Origin of the sequence: Actinomadura sp. HBU206391 (genome assembly GCF_014323665.1) — a bacterium.
Classification (GTDB): Bacteria; Actinomycetota; Actinomycetes; order Streptosporangiales; family Streptosporangiaceae; genus Actinomadura_C.
In genome coordinates, this window is the sequence record NZ_JABVEB010000029.1 from 14,955 (window position 1) to 27,314 (window position 12,360).

The following is a 12,360-nucleotide window of genomic DNA, read 5'->3' on the forward strand; positions in this document are numbered from 1 at the left end:
TCGCGCGATCAGTTTTTTCCATGCCGCTGTCAAGCGGCTGGCAAGCCGCTGACAGCGTCGCACGAGGGTCTGACAGAACCATGACGGCCTCCTGCCGGCCCCCCGGGGCCGTGACACGACCCGGAGCGCACTCGGCGTGCGCCGGGCGCGACCTAGACTCCTGAGCGTGACGTCGGCGATGAGGTTGCGGCCTCCGGACAACCGCGTGTCACCACGGGCGATGGTGCAGTGGGGGCTGGAGTACCTCCTCGGGTGGGCGATCGCGTTCGGGCTGGCCGTGGGTGCGGCCGCGTGGATCGACGCGTCCCGCTGGGTGGGCTTCCCGCCCGCCCTCGTGGCCCGGATCTGGTGGCTGCCGCCGCTGGTCGCGGCGCTCGGCGTGGTCTCCGCCCTCGTCGCACCGGTCTGGCGTTACCGGGTGCACCGCTGGGAGGTCAGCTCCGACGTGATCTACACCCGCGCGGGCTGGTTCAACCGGCACTGGCTGCTGGTGCCGGTCAGCCGCATACAGACCGTCGACACCGAACAGGGCTGGATCGAGCGGATCCTCGGGCTCGCCACCATAAAGATCAGCACGGCCTCTCACGAGGGTTCGTCCAAGGTGGCCGGTCTGCCCGTCCAGATCGCCGTCAGGCTCGCGGAAGAGCTCGCCGGGCGGGCTCACGATCTGCGCGACGATGCCACATGACCGCTGTGTCACGACCGCGGCACCTCCATCCGCTGACGTTCGTGGTCGGCGCCGTACGCGAGCTCATGGCGCTGCTCGGCGCGGGAGCCGCCGGGCTGGCGGTCGGCGGCCTCGCCACGGGCGTCCACTTCACCCTCATCGGGCTCGGCGTGAGCCTGACCCACCACCTGGTCAAGTGGTTCACGTTCACCTACGCCGTGTACGACGACCGCATCGAACTGCGCCGTGCCCTGGTGGGCCGGTCGGTGAAGAACATCCCGATCGAGCGGATCCGCGGCGTCGACATCAGCGCCACCCTCAGCCATCGGCTGCTCAAACTCGCCGTCGTGCGCATCGACGCCGCCGCGGGTGGCGACGGCGGCGACGAGGGCACGCTCAACGCCGTCTCCCGCCGAGAGGCCGAGCGGCTCCGCCGGACACTGCTCGCGCCTTCGGCGACCGGGCCCACGCACCCGGACGCGCCGATCGAGGACGTCGTGTACGCGCAGGCCCGGCCGCGGTGGTACCTCTACGCCCCGCTCAGCGGCGCCTATCTGCTCACCCCGTTCGCCGTCGCCGGGAGCGTGCTCGGCACCCTGTACAACCTCGGCGACGACTTCGGCCTCATCACGCGGACGCGGCTGGAGCACGTCGGAGACGGGGTACTGGGCCTGCCGCTCGGCTTCGGCATCGCCGTGGCGGCGCTGTTCGTGCTCGCCACGCCGGCCATCTCGATCATCGCGTTCGCCCTGTTCAACTGGAACTTCACCCTGCGCGCCCGGGACGGCGCTGTGGTCGTCGAGCGCGGTCTGATCACGCGCCGCAGCGTGTCGCTGGAACGCCGTCGCATCCGCGGGGCGGAGCTGCGCGACAACCCGCTCGAGCGGATCGCCGGAGTGGTGCGGCTGCGCGCCCTCGTCACCGGGCTCGGTGACGACGCCCACCGCGGGCAGCTACTGCCCGTCTCGCCACGCGCGGTGGCCCGGGGCGTCACGGCCCGCCTGCTCGGCGAGGTCCCGTCGCCGCTGACCGCGCACCCGCCTGCGGCCCGGACGCGCCGGGTGCTACGGGCCATGGCGCCGCCGCTGACGGTGGCGGCCATCGCGCTGCTCGCCGGGCAGCCGTGGGTGGCGTGCGCGTGCGCGGTGATCTCGGTGCTCGCGGTGCCCATCGGGCTGGACCGCTACCGGCAGCTCGGACATGCCAGCGACGGCGTACGGCTGTCGGTGCGATCGGGTTCGCTCCGCCGCCGGCAGTCGGTCGTAGAACACCGCGCCGTGGTCGGCTGGCGGCTCCGGCAGACCCTTCTGCAGCGGCGGCTCGGCCTGGCCACCCTGGTCGTCGCGCTCGGGGCAGGTGACGGAGGCGTACCGGTGGTCGACATGGCCGACGCGGACGCCATCGCCTTCGCCCACCGGATCACCCCGGAGTGGGTCGTGCCGTTCGTCGAGCGACGCTGATCCGAATTCGGGCCCGCCGCCCTTCAGTCGGGGCGGCGCGCGCCGAACATGATCTCGTCCCAGGACGGGACCGATGCGCGCTTGCCCCGGGCCGACTTGCGGCGTGGCCGGGGCGGCGGGTTGGACGCGGGCGCCTTGTCGCCCGCCACCGCGGCCGGCTCCTTGACCTGCGCGGCGGCGACCTGCTCGGATGCTCGCTCGGCCGGCTCGTGCCGACGTGGCCGCTCGGGCCTGGTTGCGGGCTTGGGCGCGGGCTTGGGCGCGCGATCCTTGCCCGCCTCGGCCGCATCGCCGGCCCGAGGGTCGTCCGAGCGGGCCGCGGCCGTGCGGGGCTCAGCCGTACGGGGCTCGGCGGTCTCCTCGTGCGACCGCGCGGCGTCCTTGCGCGGCTCCGCCGCCTTCTTCCTCGGCCGCGGTGCGGGCGCATCGCGGGCGGGCTCGGGCTCGCGGCGTGCCGCGGGCCGCGGTGCGGGCGCCTTCGGCTCGGTGAACTCGGGCTGCGGTACGGCCGCGGGCTCGGCCGGGGCCTCGGACACCTCCGGTTCGGGGTCGTCCTGCTTCGGTGCCGAGTCGCCGTACGAGGGGGCCGGGGCCTCTGGCTCCTCGGCCACCGACGGCGCGGGGCGCTCCGGGGCGGGACGCTCCGGCACCGGCTCCATCCGCTCCGGGGGTGCGGCGTCGTCGTCGTCGAGACCCGCCTCGGCGAACTCGTGACGGTCCGGCCTCGAGGGCCCGGTCTGCTCCGGCGCCGCCACCGGCTCGGGCTGGGTGACCATCCGGCCGCGCTCGACGATGTACTCGCGGCGGACGCGGTCGTGCCGAGTCTCAGGCGGGACGCCGAGGGGATCCGAGACGACCTTCATCGCGGGCCGGCGCGGCATGAGCGGCGTGACGGTGTCGGCGACCGGCTCCTCGAGGAGCAGCGAGGAGAGCTGGGCGGCCTCCTCGTCGTGCGGCGACACATGCCGCCGCCGCGGGTCGAAGCCCCACTCGGCGGTGTACGGGCGGCCGTCGTCGAAGAACGACAGGCGCACCCGCCAGGTGCTGTCCTCGCACTTCCACGAGTCCCACTCGACGTCTTCGAGGTCTATGCCGCGCCGGCTGAGGCGTTCCTCGACCATCTCGCCGAGCGGCGGGCCGGACGTCGACTCGCCCGGACGGCGCACCGCGACCCGCTGGGCCTGCTGCGCCATGTATTCGCGTTCCTGCAGCACCGGTCCCTCGAACCAGCGGACGCGTTCAACCGGGATGCCCGCGGATTCGGCGATCTCGTCCGCCGTCTCGCCGGCGCGGATGCGTGCCTGGATCTCCTTGGGGCGCAAGGGACTCTCCACTTCGATCTCGAACTGGCCGAGGCGGGAGAAATGCCCACGAACTGCGGCACGGAGCCTGTCGTCGACGGGCAGGGTGAACCGGGTGCCTCGCCCCGCAGTGGCAAGAACGAGGTACGAACCGTCCTCGCTGACCGCGACGAGGCGCAGCTCCTGCATGCGTGTCCTTCCTGCCCTGTCCTACGACGGCACTGGAGAGTGCCGAACGGTCCCTCGCCTCCGCGAACCCGCCTTGGCGGTGTTCGCGGCGGTCAGGGTCGTTCCACCCTCGTCCAGGGCGCATGCGTGCCCTTCCCCCGGTTTCTCGAGTGTCTCTGCCGAACACGCCTGCTTCCAGCACCGTACCCGGCATGTCCGAACATCGCCGCTCTCGGAGCCCGCCTGGCTCCGGGAACGGCCCGTTTCCTGGACAGCTTGCCGTTCCCAGGGAGCCGGTGGGGCCAGCCTGCCCGATTCTTGTGGATCCTTTTCCACACCGTGCCGCTCACGGTGGGTCAGCGCGGCGCTTCGGTTCGGTGCGTCTGCTGGGAGTACGTCAGTCAATCCCGGGCGGGGTCGAGGGGCGCGAGGAGGTCGTGGAGTGCTTCGAAGAGCTCCGGAGCCGCGGCGATCGTCAGGTCGGGGCCCGGGGGCGCCCCGTGGAGTCCGCCGACGCGGCCGCCCGCCTCCTCGACGATGAGCGTCCCGGCGGCGATGTCCCATTCCTGTACGCCGCGTTCGTAGTAGGCGTCGAGCCGCCCGGCGGCAAGCGAGCAGAGGTCCACACAGCAGGATCCCGAGCGCCGGATGTCACGGACCCGGGGGAGCACGCCGGTGAGCACCCGGGCCTGGTGGGCGCGTCGCTCGGCGGCGTAGCCGAAGCCGGTGCCGACGAGCGCCGCGTTCAGCGGGACGCCGGTGCTGACCCGCGGCGTCCGCGTTTCCGGTGTGCGCGACGGGCCGGCCGTCGTGACGGTGTGCAGCCGGGCGCCCTGTCCTCGTACGGCGGTGTAGGTCTCGCCTCGGCGTGGGATGTCGATCGCCCCCGCCACCGTCTCGCCGTCGATCTGGGCGGCGATGCTGACCGCCCAGTCGGGAAGGTCGTACAGGTAGTTGACCGTGCCGTCGATGGGATCGATCACCCAGCGGACCCCGGTGCTGCCCTCGTGCGCGCCGCCCTCCTCGCCGAGGAAGCCGTCGTCCGGTCGCACGGCCCGGATCCGATCGAGGATCAGCCGCTCGGCGGCCTGGTCCATCTGGGTGACGATGTCGGTCGGGCTGGACTTGGTCTGCACGACGTCCGGCCCGCGGGCCGACCGCTCGCCGGCCAGCATCGCCCCGGCCTCGCGGGCCGTCGCGACCGCCAGCTCGCAGAGCAGGTCAAAATCCATGATCACGATCCCCCGTTCGTTCCGCCGCACCGATCACCGTGCCGCACCGATCACCTTACGGGCGGACGGTGAACGGGGATCACCCGGCGTCCGAGGCGGCCTCGAGCAGCCGGCGGGGGAGCGTCACGAAGCGTGGATGGACGCCCGGCGTGGCCACGCGCTCGAACGGCAGCCCCAGCTCGGCGGCGCGCTCGGCCGCCTCGACGTCGAGGTCGAACTTGACCTCCATGTGATCGGAGACGAATCCGATCGGCACGACGACCACGCCGGGTGCGCCCTCACCTTGCAGTTTCTCCAGGTGATCGCAGATGTCCGGCTCCAGCCACGGCTGGGCGGGCGGGCCGCTGCGGCTCTGGTAGACCAGCGCCGAGGGCGCGCCGGGCGCGACCCGCTCGCGCACGGCCGCGGCCACCTGCCGCAGTTCGGCGACGTAGTCCTCGCGGCCGGGCTGGGCGATCGGCACGCTGTGCGCGGTGAAGACGAGGTGGGCGCCGGTGGGGACCCGCTCCAGAGCGCTCCGGGCGCTCTCGACGAACGGTTCCACGAACTCCGGCCGGTGGCAATAGACGGGGAGCTTGTCGATCTCAGGCGCGTCGCCGACCTGCGTCCGGGCCCGTTCGATGTCCTCGACGTACTGGTCGGAGCAGGAGTACCCGCTGTAGGCCGACGTCACGAACGCGGCGGCCCGGCGGATCCCGTCGGCCTTCATCCGCCGCACCGTGTCGGCGAGGTAGGGATCCCAGTTGCGGTTCCCCCAGTACACGGGCAGCCGCACCCCGTGGCAGGCGAAGTCGGCCTCGATCGAGGCCTTGAGCTCGCGGCACTGCTGGTTGATCGGGCTCACCCCGCCGAACAGGTGGTAGTGCTCGGCGACGCCCTCGAGCCGTTCCCGCGGGATGTTCCGGCCGCGGGTGACGTTCTCGAGGAAGGGCATCACCTGGTCGGGCCCCTCCGGCCCTCCGAAGGAGACGAGCAGTAGCGCGTCGTAGGCGGTCATTCCTCCATCCAACCAGGGCCCCACGGTGGTGCCGCAGAGCCCGGAGCCGGCGTTTCGAACCGCCGGGACGACCCACCTCACCCGGATGCCACGGCGGCGTCAGGAGTACTGCCGGGCGTAGGCCTTCGCCAGTTCGAGCACGTCGCGCACGTACCAGTGGGCGTGGTTGTAGGCGAACACCGCCTTGTAGAGGGATTGGCCGCCGCGGCCCGCCCCGTTGGCGCACAGGTACTTCGCGGCCGACGGCACGGCGTCGTAGGGGTTCATGATGTCGGCCCTTCGGTCGCCGTCGCCGTCCACGCCGTAGGCCCGCCACGTGGCCGGCATGAACTGCATCGGCCCGAGCGCCCCGGCGCTGGACCGGCCCGCGTTGCGGCCGTGGGCGCTCTCGATCTGCCCGATCGCGGCGAGGACGGTCCACGACAGCCCGGAGCAGCCCGTGGCTGCCTGGCGGTAAAGGTCCAGGTAGCCGCCGGGCCGCCCGCCGCGACCGGAGACCTGGTAGCGGCTCTCGTGCAGGTTGAGCACCTGTACGCCGCCGCCGAGGATCCCGCGAAGGCGCCGGGACAGCGCACCGAGGTCGGCGCCCGGGGCGTTGACCATGACCGCGAGGTCGGGCACCAGGCCGATGCGGTGCCCGGTCTCGCGACCGACCAGCATGTCGACCCCGGGCAGGCCCAGCGCGCCGGAGCCGCCCATCGTGATCTGCGGGACCGTCTTCGCGGCGATCGGATAGTCCGTGCCGTCCTGGAGCCGGAGCGTGCGGGCCGCCGACTCTGAGACGACGAACCGGTCCGCCGCGAGCGCCGCCCACAGGTCCTGCCGCCTGGCGGTGCCGGGCGGGGTCCAGGATCGGAAGCCGGACGGCTCGACGGCAAAAGCGTTGATCTTGTTACCCTGCAGCCGCACGGCGCCGCCGCCGACGACGATCACCTCCCGGACCTGCCGGAGTCTCCCGATCGCGCGGGCCTTGGCGGGGTCTATCGACGTGGTCGCCACGGCCAGCAGATCCGGGGGGACCGCGCGCTTGAACGCGGCCACCTGCCCCTCGGAGATGTTCGTCACGCCGCTCGGGGAGTCGCCGGCGGTCGTCTCCGGGCCTCCCCGGCCGGCCGGGCCTTCAGCGCCCGCCGGGCCCGGCGCAACGGTCCCGGAGCGATTCCGCTCGGAGGGCGGCCGGTCACCCGTCAGCGCCGCCACCACGCCTCCGGTCAGCGTCAACGCGCACGTCAGCGCGAGGCCGATGATGGTGCGCGCCGTCCCGCGGCCGACCATGGACGTATCCGGGGATCGCGTCGAACGGGTCACGACCATCTCCAACGGTCTCGCTACAGGGTGCCGATTACCAGGCCGAATCGGTCGTTCGGGCCAGATAGCGTGATCACGGCAAAGTGCATCAAATGGGGGGAAGCGTGGTCAATCCGTACCGGGAGCTGTTCGCCGTTCCCGGCGCCCGGATCTTCGTCGCTGCGGCCCTCGTCGGGCGCATGTCGATGTCCATGGTGGGCATAGGCATCGTCCTTCTCGTGTCCGCGGTCACCGGTTCGTACGGTATCGCCGGAGCGGTGTCGGCGAGCTTCGCGCTCGCGTACGCCATCGGCTCGCCGGTCGCCGGGCGGCTCACCGACCGGTACGGGCAGAGCCGGGTGCTGCCTCCGCTCGTCCTCGCCAACTGCGTGAGCATGACGGTGCTCGTCCTCTTCGCCCAGCTAGACGCACCGACCTGGACGCTGTTCCCCGCCGCCGCGGCGAGCGGGCTGACCTCGCCGTCGCTCGGCGCGATGGTCCGGGCCCGGTGGTCGCACGTCCTGCGCGCCGGCGGATCGACGGCCGCGCGTCTGCACGCGGCGTTCTCGTTCGAGTCGGTGGTGGACGAGATGATCTTCGTCGCCGGCCCGATGATCGTCACTCTGCTGGCGACCGGCGTGAGCCCCGCGGCCGGCGTGGTCGTCGCCTCACTGCTGACACTCGCCGGCTGCCTCGCGCTGGCGGTGCAGCGCCGCACCGAGCCACCCCCGCGGCCGCACCGAGCCGGGGAGAGGGGCAGCGCGATCGCCGTTCCCGGCGTGCCGGCGGTCTCCGCGGTGTTCCTGCTGCTCGGGATGGTGTTCGCCTCGATCGAGGTGGGCGCGCTGGCCTTCGCCGACGAGGCGGGGCACCCGAGGCTGGCCGGCCCGCTGCTCGGCCTGCTCGCCCTCGGCAGCGCGGTGGCGGCGCTCTGGTACGGGGCCCGGAGCTGGACGATGCCGCTCCATCTGCGGTTCCGGATCGGGCTGGCGCTGCTGGTGGCCGGCCTGATCCCCGTCGTCCTGATCACCAATCTGTACGTCATGATGGCGTTGATCTTCTTCTCCGGGCTGGCCATCTCGCCCACGATCATCCCGGCGTACGGCCTGGTCGAGTCGCTGGTCCCCGAGCACCGGCTCACCGAGGGCCTGACCTGGATGTCCACGGCGATCGGCATCGGCGTCGCGGCGGGCGCGTCGATCGCGGGGCGGCTCATCGACGCGAGCGGCTCGGGCGCCGCCTTCCTGTTCTCCGCCGGGGCGGGGCTCTTGGCGGCGGGCGTCGGCTGGGCGTTCCGGCCGGACCGACGCCGGCGAACGTGAATATCTCGAACGTGAATATTCTTCGCCGAATCTGAGCTACTCCCCAGTACAGTGCTGACATGTCGCGCGTAGGTGGCGGAAGCTGGCGAAACTGGGCTGGTAATCAGCGGGCCACGCCCCGGCGCGTACTGGTGCCCCGGTCGACCGAGGACGTGGCCGCCGCGGTGCGCACGGCGGCCGAGGACGGCCTCACCGTGCGGATGGTCGGCACCGGCCACTCCTTCACCGGCGCCGCCCTCACCGACGGCGTGCAGCTCCGGCCCGGCGGGCTCACCAGGGTGCGCTCGATCGACACCGTCGGCGGGCTCGTCACCGTGGAGGCGGGCCTGCCGCTCCGTGACTTCAACCGGGTACTGGCCGAGCACCGGATGGCGCTCGCGAACATGGGCGACATCCAGGAGCAGACCGTCGCGGGCGCCGCGCAGACGGGCACGCACGGCACGGGGCGCGACGCCGCGGGGCTGGTCTCCCAGATCGCCGAGCTGGAACTCGTGCTCGCCGACGGCAGCGTCGTGACCTGTTCCCGGGACCGGCGGCCCGATCTGTTCGACGCCGCCAGGGCCGGCCTCGGCGCCCTCGGCGTGGTCACGGCGATCACCTGGCGGACGGTTCCGGCGTTCCTGCTGCGCGCGCGGGAGGAGCCGATGCGGTGGGACGAGGTGCTGGAGCGGCTCGACGAGCTGGCGGCCGACAACGAGCATTTCGAGTTCTACTGGTTCCCGCACACCGAGGGCTGCCTGACCAAGCGGAACAACCGCGTCGCCGGGCCGGCCGCCCGCGAGGTGGGGCCGCTGCCGACCTGGCGGCGCTGGCTGGACGACGAGCTGCTGTCCAATGTGGTCTTCGGCGGCGTCAACCGTCTCGGCCGCAGGGTGCCCGCCGTCGTTCCCGCGGTCAACGAGATCTCCACCAAGGCGCTCAGCGCCCGTACCTACACGGACCTGTCGTACAAGGTCTTCACCAGTCCCCGGCGGGTCCGCTTCAAGGAGCAGGAGTACGCCATCCCACGTGAGCAGCTGGGCTCGGCGCTACGGTCGCTGCGCGAGCTGCTCGCCGGGAAGGACTGGCGGATCGGCTTCCCGATCGAGGTACGGCTGCTGCCGCCCGAGGACGCCTGGCTGTCGATGGCCTATGACCGGCCCACCGCGTTCATCGCCGTTCACATCTACCACGCGCTGCCGCACGCGCAGTACTTCCAGGCGGTGGAGGAGCTGATGACCGCCGTCGGCGGCCGCCCGCACTGGGGCAAACTGCACACTCGCGACGCCGCCTACCTGCGGAGCGTCTACCCGCGGTTCGACGACTTCGTCAGGCTGCGTAACGAGCTCGACCCGGACCGCCGGTTCGCCAACCGCTACCTGACCCAGGTTTTCGGCGCCTAGCGAATGAACGCGGCTTCGGATCGCATGATCATGCTCACGGCGGAAGTGCATGATGAGACGGGGGTTCGCCCGGCCGCCGCCGGGCCTACGCGGGCTCAGTCGCAGCGAGGCGGCTGGATTCCGTTGTCCGCGGCGATGCGGTAGAGATCCTCGATCTCGGCCTGTCGTGCGTCGACGAGGGACACATCGCCGTCGGCGTGGGCGGTGCGCAACGACTCGTAGGCGTCGTTCAACCGCTTTTCGATCATATGAGATAGCTCGCCCATGGCCGTCCTTCCTGGTTCAGCGCTCCCTACCCATGTCCTAACCGATGGTAAACCTGGAGCACGCCCCGATCCGGATGAGAATCGGCTGAGAATCGCCTGAAATCGCCCGAGATGGGGGAGATACAGCAGAGGGAAGGTAAAGAACCGGTAAAGGATGCTTTCAGGGGGAAAGCGGGTAGGGCGGCCGCTTACGGAGGACTTACGGGCCTCCTGGCATAACGGAGAGCGCCGGTCCAGCGCGCCGGTGCCGAGGAATTCGGGGGAGGGGAGATCCGGTGCGAGTTCTAGTCGTCGAAGACGAGCGGGTGCTCGCCGACGCGATCGCGACCGGTCTGCGCCGCGAGGCACTCGCCGTAGATGTCGCCTACGACGGCGGCGGCGCGCTGGAGCGGACCAGTGTCAACGAGTACGACGTGATAGTCCTGGACCGTGACCTGCCGAAGGTGCACGGTGACGACGTGTGCAAGCAGCTGGTGGCCGAGCGCTATCCGGCCCGGATCCTGATGCTCACCGCGGCCGGTGAGCTGAACGACAGGGTCGAGGGCCTGTCCATCGGCGCCGACGACTACCTGGCCAAGCCGTTCGCGTTCGCCGAGCTGGTGGCCCGGGTGCGGGCGCTGGGCCGTCGGGCCGCGACCCCGCTGCCCCCCGTGCTGGAGCGGTCCGGGGTCGAGCTCGACCCGGCCCGCCGCGAGGTGCACCGCGACGGGCGGCCGGTCGAGCTCACCCGCAAGGAGTTCGCGGTGCTCGAGGTGCTCATGCGCGCCGAGGGCGCCGTGGTCAGCTCCGAGCAGTTGCTGGAGAAGGCGTGGGACGAGCACATCGACCCGTTCACCAACGTCGTCCGGGTCACGATGATGACGTTGCGCAAGAAGCTGGGCGACCCTCCGGTGATCGAAACCGTGTCCGGAGTGGGGTACCGCCTGTGAACCGGGAGCGGGCGATGAGCATGCCGGCCCCCGAGGCCGGGGACGAGGCCGGCCCGACCTCCGGTGGAACCGGGCCGGAGGCGCCGCCCGCCCCCGGCCGCCAGGCCGTGCCGGGACCCGGCCCGGGCCCGGGCCGCACCCGGGGCTCGTTCCTCGCCGATCTGCACGCGCTGCCCGGCCGGGTGAGCGTCCGGCTCCGGCTGACCCTGCTGTACGGGCTGCTGTTCTTCCTCGCGGGAGGCCTGCTGCTCGTCGTGACCTACCTGCTGGTCGCCGACATCCTCAGCAACATCGACGTCGGGGTGTACGGCCTCGCGACGAGCGAGCAGCTGGAACGCCTGCGCCAGCAGTTCATCGAGCAGACGATGCGGCAACTGATCGGCCGGTCGCTGCTGGCACTGGCCGGGGTCGGGATCATCGCACTGGTACTCGGATACTTCGTCGCCGACCGGGCGCTCGCGCCACTGCAGAAGATGACCACGACGGCACGCCAGCTGTCGGAGAGCACGCTGCACGAGCGGATCGCCCTGGAGGGGCCGGAGGATGAGATCAAGGAACTGGCCGACACGTTCGACGCGATGCTCGAACGCCTCGGCCAGGCCTTCGACTCCCAGCGCCGGTTCGTCGCCAACGCCTCCCACGAGCTCCGCACGCCGCTCGCCATCAACCGGACGCTGCTGGAGGTGGCCCTCGGTGATCCGGAGGCCTCCGACGACCTCAAGGCGGTGGGCCGTACCCTGCTCGCCACCAATGCCCGGCACGAGCGGCTGATCGAGGGCCTGCTGCTACTGGCCCGCAGCGAACGGGAGCTGACGACCTGGTCGCCCGTCGACCTGGCCGAGGTGGCGGCCAGAGTGCTCGAGACGACCGGCAAGCGCAGCGACGGGCCCGAGGTGACCGTGCACCCCGAGCTCACGGCGGGCCGGGCTATGGGCGATCCGGTGCTGCTGGAGCACCTGGTCTCCAACCTGGTCGACAACGCGATCAAGCACAATGTCGAGGACGGCGAGGTCTTCGTACGGACCGGCGTGCTCGACGGATTCGCCGCCTGCCAGGTCGAGAACACCGGGCCGGTCGTGCCGGCCTACGAGGTCGAGCGGCTGTTCGAGCCGTTCCGCCGCCTCTACACCGACCGGATCGAGTCGGCCAAGGGCGCCGGGCTCGGCCTGTCGATCGTACGGTCGGTCGTCCGCGCGCACCGGGGCACCGTCTACGCGACGCCCCGGCCGGGCGGCGGCCTCGTCGTCACCGCCCGCGTGCCCCTCGCACTGTGACCACCGGGCCCTGTGACCACCGGGCCCTGTGACCACTGGCCCGGTGACCACGCCCTGTGACCGCTTGCCCTGTGA

11 protein-coding genes are annotated in these 12,360 nt (G+C 71.9%); 6 read left to right on the forward strand and 5 right to left on the reverse strand.

Annotated features, from left to right (window positions below; genetic code table 11):
- Window positions 1-166 precede the first annotated feature (166 nt).
- Together HKK72_RS12895 and HKK72_RS12900 are read left to right on the forward strand one after the other, a co-directional pair.
- Window positions 167-688, forward strand: a complete 522-nt coding sequence (locus HKK72_RS12895) for a PH domain-containing protein (RefSeq protein WP_315987214.1) — start codon at window positions 167-169, stop codon at window positions 686-688.
- On the forward strand, window positions 685-2,127 hold the full coding sequence (locus HKK72_RS12900) for a PH domain-containing protein (RefSeq protein ID WP_187234565.1): 1,443 nt from the start codon (window positions 685-687) through the stop codon (window positions 2,125-2,127). The genes HKK72_RS12895 and HKK72_RS12900 overlap by 4 nt, the downstream gene beginning before the upstream one ends.
- A gap of 23 nt (window positions 2,128-2,150) precedes the next feature.
- Here HKK72_RS12900 and sepH read toward each other — a convergent pair whose 3' ends face one another.
- The 4 genes from sepH to HKK72_RS12920 all read right to left on the reverse strand — a co-directional run bounded on the left by sepH (window position 2,151) and on the right by HKK72_RS12920 (window position 7,133).
- Window positions 2,151-3,617: a septation protein SepH gene (gene sepH / locus HKK72_RS12905; RefSeq protein WP_187234566.1), complete on the reverse strand. Its 1,467-nt coding sequence runs from the start codon at window positions 3,615-3,617 to the stop codon at window positions 2,151-2,153.
- A gap of 380 nt (window positions 3,618-3,997) precedes the next feature.
- Entirely contained in the window at window positions 3,998-4,828 is an 831-nt protein-coding gene (locus HKK72_RS12910) for an inositol monophosphatase family protein (protein ID WP_187234567.1), read from the reverse strand.
- Window positions 4,829-4,907: 79 nt separating this feature from the next.
- Window positions 4,908-5,825, reverse strand: a complete 918-nt coding sequence (locus HKK72_RS12915) for a ferrochelatase (RefSeq protein ID WP_187234568.1) — start codon at window positions 5,823-5,825, stop codon at window positions 4,908-4,910.
- Between the two features lie 99 nt (window positions 5,826-5,924).
- Entirely contained in the window at window positions 5,925-7,133 is a 1,209-nt protein-coding gene (locus HKK72_RS12920) for a lytic transglycosylase domain-containing protein (protein ID WP_315987215.1), read from the reverse strand.
- 92 nt (window positions 7,134-7,225) lie between these two features.
- Between HKK72_RS12920 and HKK72_RS12925 the strand changes: the two genes are divergently transcribed.
- Together HKK72_RS12925 and HKK72_RS12930 are read left to right on the forward strand one after the other, a co-directional pair.
- Window positions 7,226-8,434 carry an MFS transporter gene (locus tag HKK72_RS12925; RefSeq protein ID WP_222720639.1) on the forward strand — a complete coding sequence of 403 codons (1,209 nt, stop codon included), beginning with the start codon at window positions 7,226-7,228 and terminating at the stop codon, window positions 8,432-8,434.
- A 59-nt stretch (window positions 8,435-8,493) separates the two neighbouring features.
- Window positions 8,494-9,816: a D-arabinono-1,4-lactone oxidase gene (locus HKK72_RS12930; RefSeq protein ID WP_187234569.1), complete on the forward strand. Its 1,323-nt coding sequence runs from the start codon at window positions 8,494-8,496 to the stop codon at window positions 9,814-9,816.
- A gap of 95 nt (window positions 9,817-9,911) precedes the next feature.
- Here the strand turns inward: HKK72_RS12930 and HKK72_RS12935 are convergent, their stop codons facing one another.
- Window positions 9,912-10,082 carry a hypothetical protein gene (locus HKK72_RS12935; protein ID WP_187234570.1) on the reverse strand — a complete coding sequence of 57 codons (171 nt, stop codon included), beginning with the start codon at window positions 10,080-10,082 and terminating at the stop codon, window positions 9,912-9,914.
- Window positions 10,083-10,357: 275 nt separating this feature from the next.
- Here HKK72_RS12935 and HKK72_RS12940 point away from each other — a divergent pair, with 275 nt between their 5' ends.
- Together HKK72_RS12940 and HKK72_RS12945 are read left to right on the forward strand one after the other, a co-directional pair.
- Entirely contained in the window at window positions 10,358-11,011 is a 654-nt protein-coding gene (locus tag HKK72_RS12940) for a response regulator transcription factor (RefSeq protein ID WP_187234571.1), read from the forward strand.
- Window positions 11,012-11,031: 20 nt separating this feature from the next.
- The gene (locus tag HKK72_RS12945; RefSeq protein ID WP_410050298.1) at window positions 11,032-12,285 is read left to right on the forward strand and encodes a sensor histidine kinase; all 1,254 of its coding nucleotides are present in this window, start codon (window positions 11,032-11,034) and stop codon (window positions 12,283-12,285) included.
- Window positions 12,286-12,360: the final 75 nt, after the last annotated feature.